Genomic DNA, 25,148 nt, shown 5'->3' with positions numbered 1-25,148 from the left:
GGGCGGCGTCGGGTACGCAGGGATGCGTAGCGCCGGCCTCAAACGAATAGTCATGGAATTCCTCGGAATCCGCCCGGTCGACTCGCGGGTCGAGACACAGGCGTAGAGCTCAATGGATCAGGGAACACTGCGGCCGCGGAGCGGCGCGCACGGTCTTCCAATCAGCGAAAGCGGTCTACGCCAGCGGTTTCGGCGGATCCTTGAGAGGGAGCGGCCCAGCCCCCTTCCGGACGACGTTCGCGGTGGCGAACTTCATCGCGTTCGGCGCCATAGGACGAGACAGGGCCGGTGCCGGCGGAACGGGGGCCGCGACAGCGGCGCATCCCATCTTGGCGATACAGTCGGGTGTCATCTCGCTGCAGGGAGCCATCCCCTTCCCCGCCGTATCGTCCGTCATCACCATCATCTCGGCGCAGTCCATCTCCGCCATGACGCCGGTTGCCTCGAAAGCCTCAAACGGCGTGGCATGCGCCGACGACTGGCCGACAAAGCCGGCCATCGCGAGGGCGAACAGAAGGGTGCGAACCAGGTTCCACATGCCTCCTTATTGCACGCCCGTGACGGCGCCGAGTCAAGCGAAGGCCGGTTCTGGGCCTGGACATGACGCGGCATGGACGTATCGCGCCGGGACCCGCGGCGCACATCGGTGGACCACTCCGCCATGATCGCATCGCTCCCCGGGGACCCCCGGACGGCTGAGTAGACGACACCCGCAGCGCCCTGGCTGCGAAACGCCCGCTCGACGCCGACCAGCAAGACGGGCGAACTCAACCGGGGTCCATGAGAGTCCACGAGGATGGGCCGCTGGACAACCCCGGTGCCCTTTGCCCCGCCCGAAGCGGTGGAACGACCTTCAGCGTGAACCAGGCGAAGGGCTCAATCGTCCCTGGTCGACCGTTTCGAGGCGCGCCATCCTTTCAGATCCCGGGCGATCCGGATCCACAACAGAATGAATCCCGAGACGACAATGCTGAGCGTCAGGGCCGTGGTGATGATGATCAGCGGGTGGTTGAAGTCCTCGCCGTCGTCCCAGTCCATGACGTGCAGACGCCAGAAGAAGTCGAACAGACGCCAGACCCCCGAGCGGCGCGACACCACCTCACCGGTGGACGGCGACACATAGAAGGAGGTCTTTTCGCCATCCGCGAAATCCACCCGCCACAGCGGCCCGGTCTTGCCCGTCTCCTCGGGCGCGGTCGCCAGATACGCCACGTCGGTCACCTCGGCCTCGCCGCGATAGGCCCCTTTCGCGAAGGCCGAGACCTCATCCCGCGACATGGGCGCGAACGGCCGCCCCGTCACCGCCGAAACGATCACCGGCTCGCCGCTCACCGGTTTCAGGGTCCAGGCCGGACCACGCGGCGTGGTGTGCAGGTCCGCCTGAGTGGGCGCTACGCCGGCTTGCCGAGCAATCTCGTCGAGCGACGGCAGGCCGGCCAGCGCCAGCGGGACGGCGGCCTGTTCGGCGACTCGGTGCTCGCTGCGGACCGTCTCTATGGGAAGGGCCACCATCACCAGGCCGCCGCCGACCCAGAACAGGACCTGGAGACCGACGACCAGCGCGATCCATTTGTGCAGTTGGGTAGAGAGCTTGAGGATTTTCAGGACGGTCTCCGGTCAGGCATGACGCGCGAACACGCGGGTGCCGCCGCCATTAAGTAGCAGCAGGGTTTCATAGGCCTCCCGGCGACCGTCCGGCATTTCCATCCCCGGCGAGCCCAACGGCATCGCCGGCACCGCGAGCCCGAGGGCGTCGGGGCGTTCCGCGAGCAGTCTGCGTACATCTTCGGCAGGCACATGTCCCTCCAGCACATATCCGCCGATCACGGCGGTATGACAGGCGGCCAGGGAGTCGGGGACGCCCCTGGCGCGGCGCACAACGCCGGGATCGGCCACCTCGGTCGTCTGCACCTGGAACCCTGCCGTCGTCATGTGCTCGACCCATGCGGAACAACAGCCGCAGGTGGGCGATTTGTAGACGGCGAGATCCGACGAGGGCCGCGTGGTCTGCGCACAGGCCGCGGTGGCCGCGGCGCTGACCCCAACGATCAAAAGGGCCCGCCGGGAAAGCGGCTCCGTCATCGTCTCATTCCTTTACTGATCAAGAGCAAGATGAGCCCGGTAGCCTGCGCTCAGGCCGCCGGACGAATGGGTCGGGCCGAGGAGTGATAGACATCGAAACGCCATTGGTCATCGCGTTTCCGCAACACGCTCGTGGCGACGCCGCGTCGCTCGATCGGGGCCCGCCCGGCGTCCTTGAAGGTGATGTGATAGGTATAGGTTTCGCTGACGAAGGCCGTGTCGCCGTCGACCTCCACCGTCATCTGGTGATTTCGAAATTCAAACCCCGCCAGATCGTCGAACTCCGGCCCCAGGTGGTGCTCGAGATAATAGGCGAAACTGCCCTCCACCCCGCCGTTCTCGAAGATCTCGGAGTCGGGCCAGAACAGCGACGGCGTCCGGGAAACGTCCATGCCGGTGATGGCGTCCCGGTAGGCCGTCACGACCGCGCGGACCTGCTGCTCCTCAGCGGACTGGGCATGGACAGACGTCGCCAGGACGGCGGCCAGGGCGACCCCGGCGAGGGCGGAACGAAGGATCATGGTCGGTCCTCCTGTTGGGCGCGGCCGCAATGGCGACCAGGTCCGGCGGGTGGAAGCCGGTCCGCGCAGCGGTGCCGGCCGGTGGATTGAGGGCGGAAGGGCGGTTCAAGCCCGCCCCTCCTCGATCAGAACATCAGATGACGCACGCCATGGGTCAGCATCCCGCCCAGCAGGGCGTTGACGAGGATGGCCGCCGCCGTGACGCTCAGCAAACCGATATAAATGAGTTCGCGGCCCCGGCCCGGCCTGCGGGTCCAATGTTCCTTGGCCCACCAGGTCGCCAGGCCCAGACCCGCGATCGATGTGCCGAGCCAGCGGTGGTAGGTGTGGGTGACATCGTCATTGCCGGGCAGGCCCATGGCGAACCAGCCGAGCACCACCGCTCCGATCGCTGAAATCGCGGCCAGGGCGATGATTACCCGCGTGCCCTGGGTAAGGACGGGTCGCCGCAAGGTCAGCGCGGCGATCTCGAGCACCGCCGCCACGAGAAACAGCGCGATCGGAAAGTGCACGGCCGCGGGATGCATGGCACCAAGCCAGCGGACCAGCCTTTGGGGTATGGTCCGGGGCGCAGCGTCGGCCACCATGCCGCCGTGGTCCATCTCCGCCGTCATCCCCGGCATCGCCGCCATGGCCGATCCATGCCCGTCTGCCATCGGCGCGACCGCGACGGATGCCGTGGCCGGGCCCTTGTGGTCCTCGTGGGCGAAGGCCGGTACGGTGACTGCCAGCACCACAAGCACGGCCAGCGCCGACATCAATTTCCGCAATCCCATGGTCGTCTCCATTCCCGTCTCTTCTGCTAACTACGCATCGCGGGGCCGCCCCCCTCGTCCGAGGGATTCGGCGCGGTCCCGCGTAACAGTTATCAGGGGCCACGAAGGAGAGTTTCGATGACGCATAATCTGGATGACCTTCTGACAGGACTGGCGGCCGCGCCCGTCGATACGGCGCTTGAGGGGCTCGAGCCTCTGGTCTGGCGCCGGGTCGACATCCTTCGGGGCGAACGGCTTGTGTCACAGCTACGTCTGGGTGCCGTCGCCATGGCCCTGGCGACCGGCTTGACGGCGGGCGGGTTCGGCGCGATCGCAGCACCCAGACCCGCGGGAGATCTGACGATCTTCACGGCCGATACCAGTCTGGTGCCCTTGGCGAGACTGGATGTGGTTCGATGATGCGCGGCTGGCGGGCCATTGTCGTCACTGCCTTGCTGGCTGCCCTGGCCGGCGGCGCCGGGACATGGATCAGCGCCAGTTGGGTCCTGGGCAACCGCGCGCCGCCCTCGCTTCACGACATCGTTCACGACGATCTGACGCTTTCGCCCGAGCAACACAGCCGGATTGAAGCGATCGAGGTCAGGTTCGCGGCGCGGCGACCAGTGCTCGAAGCGAATGTCAGGGCAGCGAACCTGGAACTCGCCCGGGCGATTGAGCAGGGTGCCGGGGACGGCCCCCAGGTCCAGGCCGCCGTCGACCACATTCATGACGCGATGGGCACCTTGCAGAAGGAGACCATCACCCATGTCTTCGAGATGCGTTCCGTGCTCACGCCCGACCAGGCAAAGGTCTTCGACGACCGAATCGTCTCGGCCCTCGCGCCCGACGAGCGCTAGCCGTTCGGGTGGAGTATCCGGACGATCTTTCCGTCCTCGCCGCAGGCGGTGACCGCGGGGCTTTCAGCGAGCTGATGCGGCAGACCAGGGCCGCGCTGTTCCGGGTCATTCGGCGCTATGTGGGCGACGAGCAGGAGGCATGGGATCTGCTGCAGGACACCTATGCGGCGGCCTGGCTCAACATCGGCCGCTACGATCCGGCGCGACCTTTCGAGGCCTGGCTTCGAACGATCGCGTTGAACAAATGCCGCGACTGGAGCCGTCGCCGCCTTGTCCGGCGGTTGATTCGCGGCGGTCCTGACCTGTCCTCGCCCGAAGCCCTGGCGGTGCCGGACGGAGCCGAGTCAGCGCATGACCGGATGGAGACCGCCGGCCGAATGTCCCGGCTGAATGAAGAGATGAGCCGCCTCCCGCCCCACCTCAAGGCTCCGCTTCTGCTGACGGCGCTCGAGGGCCGGAGTCAGTCGGACGCGGCCGGGATTCTCGGGATTTCCGTCAAGGCCGTGGAAACCCGCGTGGCGCGCGCGCGCCGAATGCTTTCGGATGCCCTGCGCGATCCAGCGGCCTCGAATTCCCTGGCGGAATGATGAGCTGCACGACCTGTTGCCGGATCTCACACTCACGCCGACCGGCGAGAAATCGCAGAATCCCGGCGAGGGATGCGGTACGGGCGCGCGTAGACCCATATGAAGGCGTCGCCCATCCATTCGAACGGCGTCTGAGGCCCAACCGGTAGATCGTCGGCGTCGCGAAAACCGACCCCGACCCTCGCCCTTTGTTTCGGAGTATATTCCATGAGAGTTCTGGTCGTTTTCGCCGCGGCTGCGGCCGCCCTGGCCGCTTGCCAGCCTGCGGCCGAGCCTCAGCCGATCGACGCCGAAGCGGCCCCGGCCGCTTCAACGGCAGCCCCGCTGGACGCCGCCCCGACGACCATGCCGGAGCCGGTGCCAGCGGCCCCGGCCCCGGTGTCCGGGCCGACGGCGGCGCCCAAGGCCTCAGTGACCCGGCCGGCTCGCCCGGCCCCGGTGCCCGCCCCCGCCCCCACGCCACCGCCCGCTGATCCGATGGCCGGTCATGACATGTCCAAGATGGACGGCATGACCATGCCGCCCAGCCAATAAGCCGCATAGGCAGGAGTTCTCCCATGAAACATTCAGTTCTCGCCGGCCTGGCCAGTCTCGCGGCGCTCGCCCCTATCTCGCTCGCCCAGGCCCAGACCCATTCCCACGCGGGCATGTCGATGCAGGATCACGCCGCCATGCAGGCCCCGGCCAGCGACGTCACGACCGCGCCTGCGGACAATGCCATGCTGGCCGCCGCGCCGACCGCGTTTTCGGTGACGTTTCCGCACGCGATGACCCTGACATCGCTCAGGCTGACAGGCCCCGCCGGGCAGGCCACAGACGTGGCCGTGCCCGCGGACGCGTCGCCCGCGCCCACGGTCATTGCGTCCCTGCCCGCCTTGGCACCCGGATCCTATTCCGCCGCCTGGGCCGCGATGGGGGCCGACGGCCACCATATGAATGGCGTCGTCCGCTTCATGGTTCACTGAAGGGCCGGCCACCCACCTCCTGAAAGGTCGGAACCTGATTTGAAAGAGCGTCGCGCAGTCTACTGCGCGGCGCTTTTCGTTCCGTCCGGAGTCATCTCGCCGATCTGGCCGCGCCCCGCCAAACGTCAACGACATGGATGGCCTTGCCGGACTCGCCGCCGCGCGGCTCAGACCTCCTCCAGGGACCAACCCCGGGGACCGGGGAGGCAGACGGCGAGGCTTTCGAAGGTCCGCACATGGATATCCGTTTCACAACGATGACTTGCGTCTCCAGGTGACCTGTCCGGATCGAACAAGACCGTGCGACAGCCCAAGGCCCTGGCCGGGCGAATATCCCATTCCAGACTGTCGCCGATCACACAGACGGTCGCCGGGTCGACGGCCAGGGCCTCGAACGCCTGTCTGAGCGCAGCGGGATCCGGCTTGCCGACGCCGACCTCCCCCTCGATCTGGATATGGTGGAAACGCGATGTCAGGCCGAACCGCTCGATCTTGGCGCGCTGCAGCGGACCGGTTCCGTTGGTGAGAAGCGCCAGCCGGTATCCTGCCCTGCCCAGATGAGCCAACAGGGCGTCCGCACCCGGCTCGAGCCGCATGTCACGGTCGCGTTGAAGGCTGAAGGCGTCAGCCATCCGCTCGGCGACCTCCCGAGACGGTGGTTGCCAGCCGCTTCCCTGTAACGCCTCGAACGCGTCGGCGACAATGATGCGCCGAGCCTCGGAGGGATTCAGCCGACCAAGGGCATGCCGTTTCGGATCGCCCCAGAACGCCTGTCCGGCCCGCGTCAGCGCACGCACCGCCTCCTCCTGATCAAGCGCGCCCAGTTGAGCTTGAAAGCACCGACAGACGGTTTCCCATAGCAGGTCCGGACGGCGGTAGGCCGAGATCAGGGTGTCGTCGAGATCCATCACGACAGCCCGGATGTCTCTGAACACCTCCATCCCGAACCCTGCTCCGCGACCCGTCGCGATCCGTCCGACCGTCGCTAGAACCAGGCCCGAACGCCGACGACGAACCGGGTGTCTTCCGCGCTCCGACCGTCTGCTTCCAGAAAGTCAGCCGTATTGCCGAAGCTCCTCGTCCATTCGACACCAACGTAGGGGGCGAACTCCTTGCGCACTTCGTAGCGCAGGCGCCCCCCGATTTGCAGCGAGGTCAGGCCTGAGCCGATCCTCAGCTCGGGAATGTCCTCGGCGGAGAGGTTGATCTCCGCCCGCGGCTGCAGAATCCAGCGGTTGGTGATCCGTTGATCGTATTCCACCTCGGCGCGGGCGGTCAGTTCGCCCTTGTTGGACAGAAAGGCGGCGGCATCGACCTCGAACCAGTACGGGGCCAGACCCTGTATTCCGACCACGAGATCGGTCCGGTCCCCTTCGGGCCGGTAGGTCTGGCGCAGACCCGTCTGAACGTCCCAGAAGGGTCGGAAAGCCCGACTGTAGAGAGCCTGGACTTCGGCGTCCTCAACCCCGTCGCCAAACGCACCCTCGCCTTCCGACTTCCACCAGAAGCGATTGATGTCGCCGCCGATCCAGCCCTGGGCATCCCAGGTGTAGCCCTGCTCTCCGTCCACGAAGTTGGCTTCCAGCCGATCAATGATGACGGCCGTGGTGCGGATGTCTCCGTTTTCGACGCGCAGTTGTTCGCGGGCCGCCGCCATTTCCGCCGGATCGAACAACAGGTCCGCGGCGTGCGTCGGCCCACTGGATGCCAAGGCCGGAGGGGGCGCTTCAGGAGGGCGTCCCGGGTTGTTCGCACTGGTCTGAATGTCCGGCGGCATGGCCGCCATGCCGGACATGTCGTGACCCGCATGCGGGTTCGCCGGAGTCTGGCTCTGGCCCATCGTCGACATGTCATGACCCGCAGGCATCGCCGACGCAGGTGATGTCTGGCCCGTGGTGGTCATATCGTGGCCGGCGTGTGGATCGGCGGGAGCGGTCGCCGGCGTCTGCCCCATGGCCATGCCGGACATGTCGTGACCCGCATGCGGGTTCGCCGGAGTCTGGCTCTGGCCCATCGTCGACATGTCATGACCCGCAGGCATCGCCGACGCAGGTGATGTCTGGCCCGTGGTGGTCATATCGTGGCCGGCGTGTGGATCGGCGGGAGCGGTCGCCGGCGTCTGCCCCATGGCCATGCCGGACATGTCGTGGCCCGCATGCGGGTCGGCCGGTGTCTGACCCGTGACCATACCGGGCATGTCATGGCCCGCCGGCATCGCCGGAGACGGGTCCATGGTCATGCCTGACATATCGTGTCCCGCGTGCGGATCGGGCGCGGATGCCTGCAGCCGGGCAGGAACCGCGCCCGCCGGACAGACGGGGGCCCCGGAGGATCCGGCTCGAGAGGCGTCCGCATCCGGCGCTCCACGACGGACACAGCCGGACGGTAGCGGGGCAGATTGCGCCTGGACCGCCGGCGTATGGCCGGCGTGGGACTGACCGGTATGGGACTGGGCGAAAGCCGGTGCGGCGACGAGCATCAGCGGCAGCAGGGCGACGGAGGTGCGGATCATGATGCAGCTCCTTCCATGGGACGAACGGTGACGACGTTGAACATCCCGGCGTGCATGTGCATCAGCAGATGGCAGTGGAAGGCCCAGTCGCCGGGCGCGTCGGCGGTCAGGTCGAAGGTGACCTTGCCGCCCGGGGCGACATTGACCGTGTGTTTCAGCGGCTGATGCCCCTCGGGCCCGCCGGTGACCAGTTCGAAGAAATGGCCGTGCAGGTGGATGGGGTGGGCCATCATCGTGTCATTGACCAGGGTGACCCGGACGCGCTCGTCGCGTTCGAAGCGGATCGGCTCGACCAGTTCGCTGAATTTGCGTCCGTCGAAGCCCCACATGAACCGCTCCATATTGCCGGTCAGGTGGATTTCCATGGTGCGGCTGGGTGGGCGCTGGTCGCGGTTGGGGCTCAGGGAGACAAGGTCGGTATAGACCAGCACACGGTGATCGACGTCGGCCAGGCCGGTCGGGCGCTCGCCAAGCCGGTTCTTCGGCGACATATTGACCATGTCAACGCCGACGCCGACCGCCATGTCGGGCGGGGCGTTCTCGGGGTCGCGCATGTTCATGCCGCTCATCGACATGCTGCCCATGGCGTCGCCGCCGGCCTCCATGCCGCTCATGGCGCCGTGGTCCATGCCGGCCATCGATCCTGACCCGGCGGATCCATGATCCATCCCGCCCATGCCCATGTCGGCCATGGTCAGGTTCGGCACCTCGCGCAGCGGCGGCACCTCGGCCGTCATGCCCATCCGCGGGGCCAGGGTGGCGCGGCCCATGCCGGAGCGATCGATGGCTTCGGAGACGATGGTGTAGGCGCGGTCCTCGGTCGGACGCACGATGACGTCATAGGTTTCGGCCACCGAGATCTGGAACTCGTCGGTCTCGACCGGGCGCACATTCTCGCCGTCGGCCTGGACCACGGTCATGGCCAGGCCGGGAATGCGGACGTTGAAGATCGACATGGCCGAGGCGTTGATCACGCGCAGCCGCACCCGCTCGCCGGGCCGGAACAGGCCGGTCCAGTTCTCCTGCGGGCCGTGGCCGTTGATCAGATAGGTATAGGTGGTGCCGTTGACGTCGAGCACGTCGCGCGGGTCCATCCGCATTCCGCCCCACATGCGGCGCTCTTCCAGACTCATCCGGTCGCTGCCGTCCAGCAGTCCGGCCAGCGTGGTGCGCTGGCGGTTGAAATAGCCGGGGCTCTTCTTCAGCTTTTCGAGAATTTCGTGCGGATGCATGAAGCTCCAGTCCGACAGGACCAGCACATGCTCGCGGTCATAGCCGACCGGATCGGCACCGGCCGGGTCGATAACGAGGGGGCCGTAGTGACCCAGCGCTTCCTGCAGGCCTGAATGGCTGTGGTACCAGAAGGTGCCCGACTGCCGGACCGGGAACTCGTAGACGAAGGTCTCGCGCGGTTTGATGCCGGGGAAGCTGATGCCGGGCACGCCGTCCATCTGGAACGGCAACAGGATGCCGTGCCAGTGGATCGAGGTGTCCTCGTCGAGCTGGTTGTGTACCGCCAGCCGGACGTTCTGTCCCTCACGCAGGCGCAGAAGAGGCGCGGGGAGCGTGCCGTTGATCGTTGTCGCGGTCGCGGTCCGTCCGTTTACGGTGAAGGGCGACTGACCGATCGTCAGATCGATGTTCGGACCGGTCAGGGTCGGCAGGTCAGCGCGCAGCCCCTGAGACCCGGTCTGGGCCCAGGCGGGCATCAGTCCCTGAAGGCCCAGAAGGCCGCCCCCGGCGACCGCGCCGCGCAGCAATCCTCGACGATCGAGCTTCATGGGGTACTCCTGAATTTCATGCGGCCGGCTCGCGGGACCGAGCGACGGCCTCTAGGTGTTTACGCATGCCGCGGCCCCTGCCCTCGCGACAGGCTGACGCATGGCACGGACTTGAGACATTGGTCAGTCGCGGACGGTCGCTAACCAGCGCGTCGGAGAGCGGCGCCACACTTAATCCAGACCCGTGGCCCGGGTTCCGCCTCGATCAAATATACCGACGCAAGCGGCGTGCGGACGAGGGGAACGCCCATCCCGCGCGTATTGGGGGGACCACAGACGCTGACATCACGCCATCCCCGGGGCCGGACCTTCAGAGCTTCACTGCCCGCAGCCGCAGTGCATTGCCGATGACGCTGACCGAGGACAGCGACATGGCCAGGGCTGCGATGGCCGGCGACAGCAGCAGGCCGAAGGTCGGGTACAACAGCCCGGCGGCGACCGGAATGCCCAGCGTATTGTAACCAAAGGCAAACACCAGGTTCTGGCGGATGTTGGCCATCACCGCCTTCGACAGGCGTCGGGCCCGCACGATGCCCTGAAGGTCGCCGCCCAACAGGGTGACGCCCGCGCTCTCGATGGCCACGTCCGAGCCCGCGCCCATGGCCACGCCGACGTCGGCCGCCGCCAGCGCCGGCGCATCGTTGACCCCGTCGCCGGCCATGGCCACGACCCGCCCCTCGGCGCGCAGTCGCTCAACCACGGCCGCCTTGTCCTGGGGCAGGACCTCGGCCTGGACATCGTCAATGCCGAGCCGCGCCGCCACGGCCTCGGCCGTGGTCCGGTTGTCGCCGGTCATCATCACCAGGCGCAGCCCCGCCGCCTTCAGATCACGGATGGCGTCGGCGGTCGTGGCCTTGACCGGATCGGCGATGCCCAGCACGCCCGCCGCCCGGCCATCCACGGTGACGAAGATGGCGGTGGCCCCGTCCTGGCGCAGACCTTCGGCCTCAGCCTCCATGGAGCCGACATCGACGCCGATCTCCTGGAGATAGCGGCCGTTGCCCAACGCCACACGGCGGCCGTCGACGACACCGGTGACGCCACGCCCGACCGGGCTGTCGAACTCCGACGCCTCCGAAAGCACGAGGTTGCGATCGGTCGCCGCGCGGACGACGGCGTCGGCCAGGGGGTGTTCGCTGCCCCGCTCCAGACTGGCGGACAGCCGCAGCAGTTCCGCCTCGTCGAAGCCGGCGGCGGGCCGGATCGCCGTGACCGATGGCCGCCCTTCGGTCAGGGTGCCGGTCTTGTCGAGCACCAGGGTGTCGACCTTCTCGAAACGCTCCAGCGCCTCGGCGTTCTTGATCAGCACCCCGGCGTGGGCCCCGCGCCCCACCCCGACCATGATCGAGATCGGCGTGGCCAGGCCGAGGGCACAGGGACAGGCGATGATCAGCACCGACACGCCCGCGATCAGGGCATAGGTCAGGCGCGGCTCGGGCCCGAATACACCCCAGACGATACCCGCCAGGACGGCTGTGGCGATCACCATCGGCACAAACCAGCCCGAGACCGTGTCGGCCAGCCTCTGGATCGGCGCACGACTGCGCTGGGCCTGGGCCACCATCTGGACGATCCGCGACAACAGGGTGTCGGCCCCGACCTTGTCGGCCCGCATCACGAATGAGCCGGTCCTGTTCAGCGACCCGCCGACGACGCTGGCCCCCGGCTCCTTGGTCACGGGCATGGATTCCCCGGTGACCATGGATTCATCGATCGATACCCGGCCGTCGAGAATCTCGCCGTCGACGGGCACCTGTTCGCCCGGTCGCACCCGCAGGCGGTCGCCGACGGCGACGAGGTCCAGGGTGACGTCCTCATCCGTCCCGTCGTCGCGGACGCGCCGCGCGGTCTTGGGGGTCAGGTCCAGCAAGGCCCGGATCGCGCCGGAGGTCTGTTCACGCGCCCGCAGTTCGAGGACCTGGCCGATCAGCACCAGGACGGTGATGACCGCCGCCGCCTCGAAATAGACCGGTGCGCTGCCGTCCATGCGCCGCACCGCCTCGGGAAACAGTCCCGGTGCCAGGACGGCGACCACGCTGTAGATCCAGGCCGCGCCCACGCCGATGGCAATCAGGGTGAACATGTTGAGGCTGCGGTTGCGCAGCGACGCCCAGCCGCGCTCGAAAAAGGGCCAGCCGGCCCACAGCACCACCGGCGTGGCCAGGGCGAACTGGATCCAGTTCGAGGTCTGCCCCGGGATCCGCATCATCAGACCCGTCAGATGCCCGCCCATCTCGAGAGCGAAGACCGGCAGGGTCAGCACCAGGCCGACCCAGAAACGTCGGGTGAAGTCGATCAGCTCGTGGTTGACCGGGGCTTCGGCCGTGACCGTCTCGGGTTCCAGCGCCATGCCGCAGATCGGGCACGACCCGGGGCCCTCCTGACGGATCTGCGGATGCATGGGACAGGTGTAGATCGCCCCGGGAACGACGGGTTCGGGGTCAGGCCGGTCGCCAAGGTATTTATCCGGCTCGGCCACGAATTTGGTCTGGCAGCCGGCGGAACAGAAGAAATAGTCCTCGCCGTGGTGGCGCGCTTGATGGGAGGCGGAAGCCATATCCACCGTCATGCCGCATACGGGATCGATCGCCTTGGCACCGCCGCCATCGGCCTTGCTGGAACAACAGCCGTGGCCGGCGGCCTGGGGTTCGGACTGCGGCGTCGTGGACATGATCTCGCTCCTTGTCTCCTGAAGCGTATTTATACCCTATGGGGGTATACCGCAAGATACCGTCTTGGGGTATATCAAGTCCGCAGCGCGAGGAACGGAATGCAAGCCGCGACGAAACCCAAGGTCATCAACCGCCTGAACCGGATCGAAGGCCAGGTGCGCGGCATCGGCCGGATGGTCGAGGACGACCGCTACTGCGTCGACGTCCTGACCCAGCTCCAGGCCGTGCGTGCGGCCCTTTCGCGCGTCGAGAGCGAGGTGTTGAAAGACCATCTCGACCACTGCGTCATGGGGGCAATGACCGGCGAGGACCCGGTCGACCGCAAGGCCAAGGCCGCGGAGTTGATCGACCTGCTCGGCCGCGCCAGCCGTTAGCGCCGAGAGAAGTCGGGTCAGGCACGTCGCCGGAACGGCTCCATGAGCTGGAGGAGATATCCCTTCGGATAGTCCGGTCGACCGAACACGCCAATTTCGCCGGCCCGGGGCGTGTCCGCGCCGGATCGGAATGTGCCCAGCAGATGATCCCACAGGCTGGTGAACAGTCCGAAATTGACGTCACCGTCAGTCTGTGACGCCAGATGGTGGTGGCGGTGAGCGGGTGCCACGGCCCAGATGTAGACCAACGGTCCGATCTTCATGTCGACGTTGGAATGCTGCAGGATGAGTTGGATCGCCACGGCGAAGGCCAGCAGCCAGGCGATGTTCTGGGGCATCCCCATGAGCACCAGAGGCGCAACACCCGCTGTCAGCTCGATCGCTTGATGGAGGGGATGCTTCAGCAAGCCGTTGAATCCATACATGCGCTTGACGGCGTGATGCACGGCGTGCAGCCGCCACAGGGCCGCGATGCGGTGACTGGCGTAGTGGGCCAGGGTGATACCCAGATCCGCCACCAGGATCGCGGCTCCCAGTTGCCACAACAGCGGCCAGTCGTCCGGCCAGGCACCGGAATCCGGAATCAGACCGGCAACGAGCGGCACGGCCAGCACCGACAGGAAGATCGATGTTTCATTGACCACCGCGTGCAGCAGGTCGCGTCCATCGTCGCCGTGCGAACGGTTCCAGGCCCGCTCATAGGGAACCACCCTCTCGACCACGAAGGAGACGGCCAGCGCCATGCCCAGCAGGATCGGCAGGCCCCACAGCGGCGCGCCACTGTCGCCGAGGATCACGGCGGACCACAGAAAGCCCACGAAGAACACGGGCGCATAGGCGACACGGATGAGGATCCTGATCAGAGGCATCGGAAGGCTCCATTGAGCCTCAACCCTGCACCGCCTTGACGGGGATCTATTGAACGAACCGATTGCCCTCGGACCGTACCGCGCCCGACGCCTGCAAGGGCGTCACACCGAACATGCGCCGTGTCACACGGCTGAGGTGCGCCTGATCGGCGAAGCCGCCGGCGACAGCCGCCTGGGCCAGCCCGGCCCCGCGTGCCATCTCCTGACCGGCCCTCTGCAGCTTTCGCCAAAGCAGCCATTGCGAGAGCGGGACCTGCATTTGTGCCCGGGCCAGAACCCTGAGGCGGGCAGGCGACAGGCCGACGGCGCCGGCGGCCCGGGCGATCGCGCCGGGCGTCGGGTCCTCGGACGCCTTCAACAAGGCCGCTTCAAGGCGTGGATCCAGCCTCGCTTCTTCTACCCCGAGCCCCTCCCTGAGGGCCGCGACCACCCTTTCCGGCGGGGCCTCAAGGCTCAGCAACGCTGAAACGGAGGGAGGCGCGACGGCCGCATCCGCCGGGGCGATCAGTTCCAGAAGTCTGGAGGCAAGCGGTGTGTGGGTCTCAAGATACAGCAGCAGGACCGCCCCGCCCTCGTCCGTCATCCGGTGCTGCACACCGGGCCCGACGATGAGCGCCGGCCCGCTCAGGGCGCGACTTTCGCCCAGAACCACCCGAACAGAGCCTGAGCGCGCCACGGCCAGCTGGGTTGCGACATGAGCATGGGCGAGGTGATCCGCGTGCGGCCCTGTGTAGGCGGCCCAGCCATCACCCAAGGCCAGATCCGTGCTCGATGAAGGCCAGGCCATACGCTCGCGGGGTTCCCGTCAGCCGATCACCGGCACTGACGACAGGCTTCATCGCCCCTAGGAGGGAAACCCGCAAGGATCCTGACATCGACTGACCGGAACCGGGGGCGGGCGTCCGCAACGGCAAGGAATACTGCACGAGTCCTAAAGTCTCGCCGGCATGAGGGCTTTCCGCGACCGATGCGTAGATCAATTAGGCGGACGTTCGTGTCCCGTCTGATCCTGGGGGCCTTCGCGCATGACGTCCGTAACGCCCACGCGCGACGGCTATCCCGCTGATCTGAGAGCCCTGACCAGCCTGCGGGCCTTTTTGGCGGTGGGCGTGGTCCTGTTCCACTACCAGCTTCAGTGGGACCCCGCCCTGGGTTTCAGCCCGATCATCGAGCGGTCCCGGCTGGCGGTGGATGCCTTCTTCATGCTGTCGGGGTTCATCCTGGCGCACGTCTACGGCCCGTCCTTCGCAGCCGGAACCTTCAGCTACCGGCGCTTCATCGTCGCCCGCATCGCCCGGCTCTACCCCCTGCACCTGGCGGTGCTGGGCGGAGTCCTGGTCATGGTGATCGTCGCCCGCGCCGCCGGGGTCCAGTACGATCCGGCGACCTACACCCTCGAGGGGTTCGTCAAAACCTTGCTGCTCGTCCAGGCCTGGTTCCCGAACCTGCTCGGCTACAACTGGAGCGGCCCGTCCTGGTCCCTGTCTGCCGAGTGGTTCGCCTATCTGCTCTTCCCTGCCTATGCGCTGATCGCGATGAAGTTGAAGACCCGACCCTGGGCCCTGCTCTTTCTGGGCGCGCTCGGCTTCGTCGTGATCGACGCCGTCTATGGCCAGATGTTCGGCAAGGTGCTGCCGCGTGCCGAGGACAACATGGGCATCCTGCGCATCCTTCCGGAGTTCCTGATCGGAATGGCGCTCTATGGGCTGGGCCATCAATGGCACTGGCCCCGCCCCATCGCCATCGCTGCCTGCGTGATCGCCTCCCTGGGTCTTCTGCTGGCCATGCAGTTCAGTCTCGACGACCGGTTGGTGGTCGCTCTGGCTGCGCCGGTTATCCTGACCTGGTCCATGCTCGCCAAGGCTACCGGAGAAGGCCCCTTGTCCGCACCCTTGGCCGTCTTCTCCGGCGAGGCCTCCTTCGCCCTCTACCTGGTCCACCTGCCGCTTCTGGTGGCCTACAAGGGTATCGCATCGGAACTTCGCGGGATCGACAGCGGCTTCTACATGTCTCCCCTGGAACTGGCGGGCCTGTTCGTGGTCACCGTCGCCGCTGCCGCCGCGCTGCATCTGGGTGTGGAAAAACCTGGACGCCGCTGGATTCGGCGACGCTTCGAGGGCCGCCTTCCCGATGCCCGTGCCGGAGAGCCGGGGTGATCGAGCCGACGGAAATCGAGTCCGATGTCGCCAGGCATCGACAGGATGAGATCGCCCGCGTCGCCAGGGAACTTGCGGGGTACGGCTTCTATGTGATGGACGCGCTGTTGCCCGACGACATCCGCGCCAGACCCATTCCCGCGCGAACTCCGGCTCAGCTCGGGCCTGAAGCCGGGCCCGGAGGCCGTCTAGGCACCGAGGACGCCCAGGTGCTCGAGCAGGATGGTCAGGCCGAGCGCGACGAGGGCGAGACCCCCTAACAGCTCAACCGCCTTGCCAAAGCACCGGCCGACCATACGACCGATCACCATGCCGATGGTCGCGAGCAGGAAGGTCGTGAGCCCGATCGAGGCGGCGATGATCCAGATATTGGCCCCGATGAAGGCCAGGCCGACCCCGACGGCAGCGGCGTCGATACTGGTCCCGACCGCCGTCGCGATCAGCCCCCAGGGTCCGGAACGGCGCGGCTCGTCGCACGCATCCCCTGGTCGGAAACGGGTCGCTTCCCAGATCATCCTGCCGCCCACGGCGGCCAGCAGGCCGAAGGCGATCCAGTGATCGATCTTCTCGACCAGACCCGCGGCGACCATGCCGAGCCCCCAGCCTATCAAAGGCGTGATGGCTTCGATGACACCGAAGACCAGACCCGCCTTGACCGCGCCGGGCAGGGTCGGACGGTGCGACGCGCCGCGACCGAGAGCCGCTGCGAAAGCATCGGTGGACATGCTGAGTGACAGGACGGCGATGGCAAGGGGAGTCATGAAGGGTATCCACCGGGCGACGAACAGCGCTTCCCTCCCCGGCCGGTGCGGCGGTGGGACGCGCTGGTCTCGCTAGGCGGTGGTTCCGCTGGTCGGACCACGCGTCGAAACGCGAGTGTGTTGACCCGACCCCGGCGATCAGATGCCGGAAGCTACTCCCCAACAGGAAGCGCCTTCTAACCACCCTCGCGCGTTCCGGCAAGATACTATAGGGGAGTACCTATGGCCCACACCTCCACCAACAAGAAGAAGCTCGTCGCCCGCGTCCGCCGCATCGCCGGCCAGCTCGGGGCGATCGAGCGCGCGATCGAGGCGGAGGCCGGCTGTTCGCAAATCCTGCAGCAGGCCGCCGCCGCCCGCGGCGCCATGAGCGGATTGCTGGAAGAGTTGATCGAAGATCACCTTCGTCACCACGTCGCCGATCCCGGTCTGAGCGAGGCGGATCGCCAAAGCGGCGCTGACGAACTGAGCCTCCTCATCCGCCGCTATTCCAGATGAAGCCCGCGTCATGACCGCCACCGGGTCCGACTATCTGACCCACGACCACCGTTTCCTCAGCCGGTCGCACGATGAGAGTGCGCGGCGGACGTTGTGGGTCGTCGGCCTGACCGCCGTCATGATGGTCGGGGAGATCATCGCCGGCATGGTCTATGGCTCGATGGCCCTGCTGGCCGACGGTTTCCACATGGCCACCCATGCCGGTGCCCTGGCCGTGGCGGCCGGGGCCTATGCCTATGCCAAGCGCCATTCGGCCAACCGGCGCTTCAGCTTCGGGACCGGCAAGGTGGGCGACCTCGCCGGCTTCGCCTCGGCCTTGGTGCTGGGCATCGTCGCGCTCGGGATCGCCGGAGAGTCCATCGCGCGCCTGTTCGATCCGCGCTCGGTCGCCTTCGGTCAGGCCACGCTCGTCGCCGTTCTCGGTCTGGGGGTCAACCTGGTCAGCGCCCTGCTGCTGGCCGGGGGCGGTCATCATCATCATCATCATCATGGCCATCACGACCACGACCACCATGGTCATGACCATGACCAGGACGTCGATCAACATGATGATCATCACCCCGGGCACGGCGCCCATCGCGACAACAACCTGCGCTCAGCCTATTTCCACGTCCTGGCCGACGCCCTGACGTCGGTGCTGGCCATCGTCGCCCTGGTGGCGGGCCGCTATCTCGGCTGGGTCTGGCTGGATCCATTGATGGGCGTCGTCGGCGCCATCGTCATCGCGCGCTGGTCATGGTCGCTGATGCGCGACACCGCTGCGGTCCTGCTCGACACGACGGACAGCGCCCTCGAGGCCGAGGTGCGCGATTGCGTGGAGGGACCGGGCGATGCCCGGATCACCGACCTGCACGTCTGGCGGGTCGGACCAGAGGCTCACGCCGCTATCGTCAGCGTCACCGGAGCGGTTGACAGCGAAACCATACGGACCCGGCTGCGGCCGGTCCACGAACTCGGACATCTCACCGTGGAGTGCCGCTGACCCGGTTCGGCCGCCCGACGAAGCCCTCGCGAGTGACCGTCAGCACACCCGGATGCTCGTGTGTAACGATCCGCCCTTGCGTCGGGCCGCGCCAGACGGCTCGCGCCGGCCGCCTGCGCTGAAACCGGCCAGGCCCCGGAATGCCCGCCGATGTTGACCTCGCCCGGCGCTCAGCCCGGTCCCGGTTCGAAGACGACGGTGGTCCTTCCATGATGCCCTTCGGGGCGGAGGTGGATCTGGTCGCGCACGGAATAGAGGTAACCGGTCCCCAGCAGCCAGGCGAGAGCGATCGCCCCCGTGATCATCCAGCCGGTGCGATCGCGAGGCCCCGCCAACGCACCGCCGACGATGATGATTCCAAGGACCAGACCGTAGCCGTAATGGAGCGGCATCCGGTACGCCCCCAACAGGCCGAACGCGATAGACAGGGCAACGCCGGCGGCCACCAGACCAGCGGCGACGGCCACCACGGCGTCACGCACGGGCCGCGGCTCCGCGGGCCGCCTCTGAGGACGAACGCGCCGCCGCTTGCCATAGCGACCTTCACGCCAACGGAGCTCGCGGCTTCGGATAGCGGAACGCTTGCCTGCCACGGCGTCAGCGCTTTCCGGCCGTGACCGGAGCATCCTCGTGGCGCGCGAGCATGACCTTCATGCGCACGATCTCGACATCCCGGCCCGCAATGATCTCTTCGGCGAGACTGCGGACCTCCGGCGCTTCGCCATGCTCAACGGCGATCCGCGCCATGGCGAGGGCCCCCTCCTGATTGGCGATCATGGCGCGCAGGAAATCGATATCGGCGTCGCCCGTGTAGTCGACGCTCATGTCGCGATGCATTTGCGCGTTCGCCTCGCGAAAGGCGCGGGTCGACGGGCTGTCAGCGGGGATCCCGCCATGGCTGGCCTCGGTGTCGATCGGGCGTGCGTCCATGGGAGGACGCTCGTCGATCACACCGGAAGGCTGCCGGGAGAGCAGGCCGAAGGCGAAGGCGGAGAGCGCGAGAAAGAGGGCGATGGCCGAAGCCCATCCGATCCGTTTCATGACGGTATCCTCAAATCTGCCGGTGCCCCCTGGCGAGCCACCGGTATTTCATTGGGGGTCCGGTCCCCTGCCGGGTCACGGTAGCCGAGCAGCCTCAGGGCGTTGATCACCACCAGCAGGGTTGATCCCTCGTGAAGCGCCACGGCCGGACCAATGCCCAGTCCGAGGATGGTCGCGGGCACGAGGAAGGCGACAACGCCGAGGCTGACGTAGAGGTTCTGGCGAATAATGCCGCGGGTCCGTCGGCTCAGGCCGATGGTGAACGGCAGTTGAGACAGGTCGTCCGACATCAGGGCGACGTCAGCGGTCTCGAGCGCGACATCCGAACCGGCCGCGCCCATGGCGATACCGACCGTGGCCGTGGCCATCGCCGGCGCATCGTTCACCCCGTCGCCGACCATGGCGATCTTGCCGTCCGCGCGCAGGCGTTTGATGGCGTCGACCTTGTCCTCGGGCATCAGATCGCCCCATGCCTCGGTCAGCCCGACCTGACCGGCGATGGCCTGGGCCGCCTTCTGGTGATCGCCCGAGATCATGATCATGCGCTGAACGCCCAGGGCCCGGAGCGCGGTGAGCGTCGTCCGCGCCGCGGCGCGGGGCGTATCGAGCAGGCCGATCACCCCGAGGTCTCGCGCGCCCCTCCGCACCACCATAAGGGTCCGACCCTGCAGGCGGAGCTGGGCGACGACGGCCGTCGCCTCATCGCCGAGGGCGGCCACGCCGTCCGCCCCGAACATCTCCGGCTTTCCGATCCAGATCGTCTCACCGCCCAGTTCAGCGGTCACGCCCTTTCCCGTGAGGCTCTTGAGGTCGGTCGCGGCCGCAAGACCCGTGTCGCCCAGTCGTTCGGCGCCGTCGCGCACAATCGCCTCCGCCAGCGGGTGGTCGCTGAGCCGCTCGACGGCGACGGCGGTGGCCAGAAGGTCGGCTTCCCGGGTCCCACGCACCGGCATGACCTCGGTGATGCGAGGCCTGCCCTCCGTCAGGGTGCCCGTCTTGTCGAACGCGATCGCATTGAGCGAGCCGAGATTCTCCAGCGGTGCGCCGCCCTTGATCAGAACACCGGCGCGCGCCGCGCGCGCCACACCGGACAGGACGGCGCTGGGAGTGGCGATGGCAAGCGCGCAGGGGCTGGCCGCGACCAGCACCGCCATGGCCCGGTAGAAGCTGTCGCGGAACGGCTCGTCGACCACCACCCAGGCGAACAGCAGCACGAAGGCCAGCGCCAGCACCAGCGGCACGAAGATGCGCTCGAACCGGTCCGTGAAGCGCTGCGTCGGCGACTTCTGCGTCTCGGCCTCACTCACCATCCGCACCACCTTGGCCAGGGTGGTGTCGCTCGATTTGCGGGTCGTCTCGATCTCGATGGCGCCGGCGCCGTTGATTGTGCCCGCGAAGACCAGAGACGCCGGTCCAACCTGGGCCGGCCGGGCGCGGGCGGCGGCCGCGTCCGCGACCGGCTGCTTGTCGACCGGCATGCTCTCGCCGGTGACCGGCGCCTGATTGATGCTCGTCGTTCCTTCCACGATGAAGCCGTCCGCCGGAAGCCGTTCGTTCGGACGAACCACCACGGTGTCGCCGACCCGCAGATCCTCGACCGGAAGTTCGACGACCTGTCCGTCACGCCGGACATGGGCGGTTCGGGGCGCCAGTTCAGCCAGGGCCTCGATCGCACGCCTGGCCCGCCCCATGGCGTAGTTTTCAAGGGCATGGCCGATGCTGAACAGGAACAACAGAAGGGCTCCCTCCGCCCACGCGCCGAGCGCCGCCGCGCCCGCCGCGGCGACGAGCATGAGGGTGTCGATCTCGAACCGCTTCTGCCGGAGGTTCTCGAACGCTTCACGGACGGTGAAGAGACCGCCGAAGCCGTAGGCGATGAGGTAGAGCGCGAGCGGGCCCCAGTCCGGAACGCCCGCCGCCAGTTTTTCGAGGGCGAAGCCCAGGCCCAGGGCACCGCCGGAAGCCAGGGCGAAAATCACCTCGGTGTTGGGACCCAGAACGCCCCCGTGGCCATGTTCGTGGCCGCCACCCGCCCCTTCGGCATGGGCTTCGCTCTTCGGCCGCGCGATATCCTCGGACGTCATTCGACGGTCTCCTGACGGGCGTCTGCCGGCGTGGGTTCCGGCCAGCGCAGGACCTCCACGGCCTCAAGAGTGACGGGGCCGAGGTGTTCGAGATCGGACAGGGTTTCCAGAAACGCCCTGAGCCTGGATTCGCGGTCGAGCAGTTCGACGATCAGGGACTGGTCGTCGTCGAGCAGATGGCGGCGATGAAGGTGGGGCGTGTGGCCGAAACCCACGAGGGCTCGCAGGACCGTCGCGCCCGCCAGGCTGGCCGCCTGGGCGCGTTCGGTCACGATTTCGAAGACCTTGCGGTCGCCGAAATAGGCGGCCTCATCGGTGTAGAGTCGCATCAGTTTGATCGGGTCGGGCATGATCGCCTCCTTGGATGGGGGATCCCCGCCGCCGATACGACGGCGGGGATCGGGACTATTCCGCCGGGACCGGCTCGATGGCCGGCATGTCGGTGGGTTTGGGACGTCGCCCCTCGGTGAGGCCCAGGACCAGCCGGCTCATGGCCGGCAGGACCAGCAAGGTCAGCAGGGTCGCGGTGACCAGTCCGCCGATGACCACCATGGCCAGGGGTTTCTGCACCTCGGCGCCCGTGCCGTGAGCCAGGGCCATGGGCACGAAGCCGATGGCGGGCACCAGACCGGTCATGATGACCGGTCGCACCCGTTCCATGCAGCCCTCGATGATGGAGCGGGACAGCTCCATGCCGTCATCGAGCCGTTGCCGGATCGACGACATGACCACCAGGCCGTTCAACACCGCCACCCCGGCCAGGCAGATGAAGCCCACCGCCGCCGATACCGAGAAGGAGATGCCGGTCAGGGCCAGGGCGAAGACCCCGCCGGCGAGACCCAGAGGCACGGTCAGGAAGACCGCCACCGCGCGCCCGAATGTGCCGACCGCGAGGAACAGCACCGCGAAGATGGCCAGGAAGCAGATCGGCACCACCAGCGACAGACGGTCGGAGGCCGCCTTGAGGTTCTGGAACTGGCCACCCCATTCGATCCAGGAGCCGGCCGGCAGAGCGACGGCCTCGACCCTGGGCATGGCTTCCCTGACGAACGATCCCACGTCCCGGCTGCGCACATTGGCCTGGACCACAACACGGCGCTTGCCGTTCTCACGGCTGATCTGGTTCAAACCCTCCGTGAAGTTGAACGACGCCACCTGACGCAAGGGAACGGAGCTGCGGGTTCGACCTTCCTGTTCAGGCAGCATGACCGGGATCGCGCCGATGGCGTCGAGATCATTGCGACTGGCGCCGGGCACCCTGACCACCACATCGAAGCGGCGATCGCCTTCGAACAGCTGCCCGGCCTCGCGACCGCCCATGGCGGCGGCGACCGTATCGGCCACCTCCTCCACGGTCAGACCGAAGCGCGCGATGGCGGGTCGGTCGAAGGTCACATCCAGCGACGGCGCGCCGTCGGTCTGTTCGACCTTGACGTCGGCCGCGCCCGGCGTGGCGTTCAACTGCGCCGCGATCTGGTTGGCGGTGGCGGTCAGCTTGTCGAGATCGTCGCCATAGATCTTGATGGCCACGTCGCCACGCACGCCGGCGATCAGTTCGTTGAACCGAAGTTCGATCGGCTGGCTGAGCTCATAGCCTTGCCCCACCTGGGCGTTGGCCGCGGCCTCCACCCGTTCGATCACGTCTTCCTTGTTGTCGACGCCCTCCGGCCATTGATCCTGGGGCTTCAGGATGATGAAGCCGTCAGAGATGTTTGGCGGCATGGGATCGGTGGCGACCTCGGCGGTGCCGGTCTTGGAGAACATGACCTCGACCTCGGGCAAGGCGGTTACAGCCCTCTCGACACCGAGCTGCATCCGGATGGACTGCTCAACCGCCGTCGAAGGCACGCGCTGGGAAGCCATCGCCAGATTGCGTTCATCAAGCGTCGGGATGAACTCCTGGCCGAGCATGGTGAAGATCACCCCCGCCACGGCGAACAGGGCCAGACCGCCGCCGACAAACGGCCAGGGGCGGGCCACGGCCCGGTGCAACACGGGTTCGTATTTCGCCTTGATCCAGCGAATGACGAACACGTCCTTCTCGGAAACCTTGTTGCGCATCACCAGGGCGACCATGGCCGGAATGAAGGTGATGGACAGGATGAAGGCGGCGACGAGCGCGAGCATCAAGGTGATGGCCATGGGCGAGAAGGTCTTGCCCTCGACGCCCTGGAAGGTCAGCAGCGGCGCGAAGACCAGCAGGATGATGGCCTGGCCGTAGACCGTGGGCTTGATCATCTCCTGGGTGGCGATGGTGGTTTCCTCGAGCCGTTCACGCAGGCTGAGCAAACGGCCTTCGTGATGCTGGCGTTCGGACAGTCGTCTCAGGCAGTTCTCGATGATGATCACCGAGCCGTCGACGATGAGGCCGAAATCGAGCGCCCCGAGACTCATCAGGTTTCCCGACACCCCGAGGTAGTTCATGCCGATGGCGGTCATGAAGAACGAGATCGGGATGATCGCCACCGCGATCAGGGCGGCGCGGACATTGCCGAGCAGCAGGAACAGGGCGATGGCGACCAGGATGGCGCCCTCGATCAGGTTGCGCTGAACGGTAGCGATCGTGGCGTTGACGAGCTTGGAGCGGTCCAGAACCGGGGTGACCTTGATCCCCGGCGGCAGGGATCGAACGGTCGCTTCCAGCTGTTCGCCGACCGAGCGCGCGACGGTACGGCTGTTCTCCCCGATCAACATCAGGGTGGTGCCGATGACGACCTCGTGGCCGTTCATGGTCGCTCCGCCGGTCCGCAGATCGCCGCCGAGACGCACCGTGGCGATATCGCGCACGGCGACGGGAACGCCGCCGCGCGTGGCGACGATGGCCTCCTCGATCTGACTGAGGCTGCGGATGCGCGCGTCGGCGCGCACCAGATAGGCCTCTCCCCCGCGCTCGACGAAATTGGCGCCAACCGAAAGGTTCGCGGCTTCCAGCCCTTCCGCCAGTTCGCTGTAGGAGACCCCGTACTGGGCCAGACGGGTCGCGTCGGGCTCGACGACATACTGTTTTTCAAACCCGCCGATGGAATCCACCCCGGCGACGCCGTTCACCGTCCGCAGCTGCGGCGCGATGATCCAGTCCTGCACGGTCCTCAGATAGGCCGCGCGGGAGACGTCGTCGGCCAGCCGGTCGCCCTCGGGCGTCAGGAACGACCCATCGGATTGCCAACCCGGCTGACCGTTGCGCACAGTCGCGCCGCGACCGCCCGGGTTCTCATAGTCGATGGCGTACATAAAGACTTCGCCCAGACCCGTGGTCACGGGTCCGATCTGGGGCTGGACTCCGGCCGGCAAGCTTTCCTGGGCCTGGACGAGGCGTTCGCTGACCTGCTGGCGCGCGAAATACAGGTCGACATTCTCGTCGAAGATCACGGTGACCTGGGAGAAGCCGTTGCGCGACAGGGATCGGGTCGATTGCAGGCCGGGAATACCGGCCATGGCGGTCTCGACCGGGAAGGTGACGCGTTTCTCGATCTCGACGGGCGAGAGCGAGGCGTCGGAGGTGTTGATCTGCACCTGGTTGTTGGTGATGTCGGGCACGGCGTCGATCGGCAGTTGGGTCAACTGCCAGGCGCCGTAGGTGGAGACGACCAGCACGAGGGCGATGATGATCCATCGCGCCCGTACCGACAGGGCCATGAGGTTGGCGATCAT

General features: G+C 67.1%; 26 protein-coding genes and 1 riboswitch. Of the genes, 9 read left to right on the top strand and 17 right to left on the bottom strand.

Annotated elements, in window-relative coordinates:
- Window positions 1-175: 175 nt before the first annotated feature.
- The 5 genes from AAC067_RS06265 to AAC067_RS06245 form a co-directional block, all read right to left on the bottom strand.
- Window positions 176-538: a hypothetical protein gene (locus AAC067_RS06265; RefSeq protein ID WP_298747092.1), complete on the bottom strand. Its 363-nt coding sequence runs from the start codon at window positions 536-538 to the stop codon at window positions 176-178.
- A 338-nt stretch (window positions 539-876) separates the two neighbouring features.
- On the bottom strand, window positions 877-1,578 hold the full coding sequence (locus AAC067_RS06260; protein WP_339930905.1) for a PepSY domain-containing protein: 702 nt from the start codon (window positions 1,576-1,578) through the stop codon (window positions 877-879).
- Window positions 1,579-1,617: 39 nt separating this feature from the next.
- On the bottom strand, window positions 1,618-2,082 hold the full coding sequence (locus AAC067_RS06255) for a DUF411 domain-containing protein (protein WP_339930626.1): 465 nt from the start codon (window positions 2,080-2,082) through the stop codon (window positions 1,618-1,620).
- Window positions 2,083-2,132: 50 nt separating this feature from the next.
- Window positions 2,133-2,603, bottom strand: a complete 471-nt coding sequence (locus AAC067_RS06250) for a nuclear transport factor 2 family protein (RefSeq protein ID WP_298747087.1) — start codon at window positions 2,601-2,603, stop codon at window positions 2,133-2,135.
- A 125-nt stretch (window positions 2,604-2,728) separates the two neighbouring features.
- Window positions 2,729-3,391, bottom strand: coding sequence for a DUF2231 domain-containing protein (locus AAC067_RS06245; RefSeq protein ID WP_339930623.1), 663 nt, complete (start codon window positions 3,389-3,391; stop codon window positions 2,729-2,731).
- 105 nt (window positions 3,392-3,496) lie between these two features.
- On the opposite strand from AAC067_RS06245, the gene AAC067_RS06240 reads away from it, so the two are divergent.
- The 5 genes from AAC067_RS06240 (at window position 3,497) to AAC067_RS06220 (ending at window position 5,767) form a co-directional block, all read left to right on the top strand.
- Entirely contained in the window at window positions 3,497-3,778 is a 282-nt protein-coding gene (locus AAC067_RS06240; protein ID WP_339930621.1) for a hypothetical protein, read from the top strand.
- Window positions 3,775-4,215 (top strand): periplasmic heavy metal sensor, encoded by a 441-nt coding sequence (locus tag AAC067_RS06235; RefSeq protein WP_339930619.1) that lies wholly within the window; start codon window positions 3,775-3,777, stop codon window positions 4,213-4,215. The genes AAC067_RS06240 and AAC067_RS06235 overlap by 4 nt, the downstream gene beginning before the upstream one ends.
- An 8-nt stretch (window positions 4,216-4,223) precedes the next feature.
- Window positions 4,224-4,802, top strand: coding sequence for an RNA polymerase sigma factor (locus tag AAC067_RS06230; protein ID WP_339930617.1), 579 nt, complete (start codon window positions 4,224-4,226; stop codon window positions 4,800-4,802).
- A 207-nt stretch (window positions 4,803-5,009) separates the two neighbouring features.
- Complete coding sequence (locus tag AAC067_RS06225; protein WP_339930615.1) at window positions 5,010-5,336, top strand: hypothetical protein; 327 nt, start codon at window positions 5,010-5,012, stop codon at window positions 5,334-5,336.
- A 23-nt stretch (window positions 5,337-5,359) separates the two neighbouring features.
- Complete coding sequence (locus tag AAC067_RS06220; protein WP_339930613.1) at window positions 5,360-5,767, top strand: copper resistance CopC family protein; 408 nt, start codon at window positions 5,360-5,362, stop codon at window positions 5,765-5,767.
- 167 nt (window positions 5,768-5,934) lie between these two features.
- Here AAC067_RS06220 and AAC067_RS06215 read toward each other — a convergent pair whose 3' ends face one another.
- The 4 genes from AAC067_RS06215 to AAC067_RS06200 all read right to left on the bottom strand — a co-directional run bounded on the left by AAC067_RS06215 (window position 5,935) and on the right by AAC067_RS06200 (window position 12,731).
- On the bottom strand, window positions 5,935-6,708 hold the full coding sequence (locus AAC067_RS06215; protein ID WP_339930611.1) for an HAD family hydrolase: 774 nt from the start codon (window positions 6,706-6,708) through the stop codon (window positions 5,935-5,937).
- A gap of 44 nt (window positions 6,709-6,752) precedes the next feature.
- Window positions 6,753-8,279, bottom strand: coding sequence for a copper resistance protein B (locus AAC067_RS06210; RefSeq protein ID WP_339930609.1), 1,527 nt, complete (start codon window positions 8,277-8,279; stop codon window positions 6,753-6,755).
- Window positions 8,276-10,060, bottom strand: coding sequence for a copper resistance system multicopper oxidase (locus AAC067_RS06205; RefSeq protein WP_339930607.1), 1,785 nt, complete (start codon window positions 10,058-10,060; stop codon window positions 8,276-8,278). The genes AAC067_RS06210 and AAC067_RS06205 overlap by 4 nt, the downstream gene beginning before the upstream one ends.
- A 310-nt stretch (window positions 10,061-10,370) precedes the next feature.
- A complete protein-coding gene (locus AAC067_RS06200) occupies window positions 10,371-12,731 on the bottom strand; it encodes a heavy metal translocating P-type ATPase (RefSeq protein WP_339930605.1) in 2,361 nt (786 codons plus the stop codon).
- Window positions 12,732-12,830: 99 nt separating this feature from the next.
- On the opposite strand from AAC067_RS06200, the gene AAC067_RS06195 reads away from it, so the two are divergent.
- Window positions 12,831-13,106: a metal-sensitive transcriptional regulator gene (locus tag AAC067_RS06195; RefSeq protein ID WP_298747054.1), complete on the top strand. Its 276-nt coding sequence runs from the start codon at window positions 12,831-12,833 to the stop codon at window positions 13,104-13,106.
- 17 nt (window positions 13,107-13,123) lie between these two features.
- On the opposite strand, the gene AAC067_RS06190 is transcribed toward AAC067_RS06195, so the two are convergent.
- Window positions 13,124-13,975, bottom strand: coding sequence for a sterol desaturase family protein (locus AAC067_RS06190; RefSeq protein ID WP_339930603.1), 852 nt, complete (start codon window positions 13,973-13,975; stop codon window positions 13,124-13,126).
- A gap of 46 nt (window positions 13,976-14,021) precedes the next feature.
- A complete protein-coding gene (locus AAC067_RS06185; RefSeq protein WP_339930601.1) occupies window positions 14,022-14,762 on the bottom strand; it encodes a helix-turn-helix domain-containing protein in 741 nt (246 codons plus the stop codon).
- 238 nt (window positions 14,763-15,000) lie between these two features.
- Here AAC067_RS06185 and AAC067_RS06180 point away from each other — a divergent pair, with 238 nt between their 5' ends.
- Window positions 15,001-16,131, top strand: coding sequence for an acyltransferase (locus tag AAC067_RS06180; protein ID WP_339930599.1), 1,131 nt, complete (start codon window positions 15,001-15,003; stop codon window positions 16,129-16,131).
- A 188-nt stretch (window positions 16,132-16,319) separates the two neighbouring features.
- Here AAC067_RS06180 and AAC067_RS06175 read toward each other — a convergent pair whose 3' ends face one another.
- Window positions 16,320-16,892, bottom strand: a complete 573-nt coding sequence (locus tag AAC067_RS06175) for a manganese efflux pump MntP family protein (RefSeq protein ID WP_339930597.1) — start codon at window positions 16,890-16,892, stop codon at window positions 16,320-16,322.
- A gap of 1 nt (window position 16,893) precedes the next feature.
- A riboswitch (yybP-ykoY riboswitch) is annotated at window positions 16,894-17,062 on the bottom strand.
- 52 nt (window positions 17,063-17,114) lie between these two features.
- Between AAC067_RS06175 and AAC067_RS06170 the strand changes: the two genes are divergently transcribed.
- Window positions 17,115-17,390, top strand: coding sequence for a metal/formaldehyde-sensitive transcriptional repressor (locus tag AAC067_RS06170; RefSeq protein WP_339913080.1), 276 nt, complete (start codon window positions 17,115-17,117; stop codon window positions 17,388-17,390).
- Between the two features lie 10 nt (window positions 17,391-17,400).
- Window positions 17,401-18,372, top strand: coding sequence for a CDF family Co(II)/Ni(II) efflux transporter DmeF (dmeF, locus tag AAC067_RS06165; RefSeq protein ID WP_339930595.1), 972 nt, complete (start codon window positions 17,401-17,403; stop codon window positions 18,370-18,372).
- Window positions 18,373-18,542: 170 nt separating this feature from the next.
- Here the strand turns inward: dmeF and AAC067_RS06160 are convergent, their stop codons facing one another.
- From AAC067_RS06160 to AAC067_RS06140, 5 genes are all read right to left on the bottom strand, one after another.
- Entirely contained in the window at window positions 18,543-18,854 is a 312-nt protein-coding gene (locus AAC067_RS06160) for a hypothetical protein (protein WP_339930593.1), read from the bottom strand.
- A gap of 115 nt (window positions 18,855-18,969) precedes the next feature.
- Entirely contained in the window at window positions 18,970-19,413 is a 444-nt protein-coding gene (locus AAC067_RS06155; RefSeq protein WP_339930591.1) for a DUF305 domain-containing protein, read from the bottom strand.
- On the bottom strand, window positions 19,410-21,497 hold the full coding sequence (locus tag AAC067_RS06150) for a heavy metal translocating P-type ATPase (protein ID WP_339930589.1): 2,088 nt from the start codon (window positions 21,495-21,497) through the stop codon (window positions 19,410-19,412). The genes AAC067_RS06155 and AAC067_RS06150 overlap by 4 nt, the downstream gene beginning before the upstream one ends.
- Entirely contained in the window at window positions 21,494-21,847 is a 354-nt protein-coding gene (locus AAC067_RS06145; protein WP_339930587.1) for a DUF190 domain-containing protein, read from the bottom strand. The genes AAC067_RS06150 and AAC067_RS06145 overlap by 4 nt, the downstream gene beginning before the upstream one ends.
- Before the next feature lie 55 nt (window positions 21,848-21,902).
- A complete protein-coding gene (locus tag AAC067_RS06140; RefSeq protein WP_339930585.1) occupies window positions 21,903-25,148 on the bottom strand; it encodes a CusA/CzcA family heavy metal efflux RND transporter in 3,246 nt (1,081 codons plus the stop codon).

This window comes from uncultured Brevundimonas sp. (genome assembly GCF_963977465.1).
Classification (GTDB): Bacteria; Pseudomonadota; Alphaproteobacteria; order Caulobacterales; family Caulobacteraceae; genus Brevundimonas.
The sequence above is the reverse complement of the archived record's forward strand: the minus strand, read 5'-3'. Positions and strand labels throughout refer to the sequence as shown.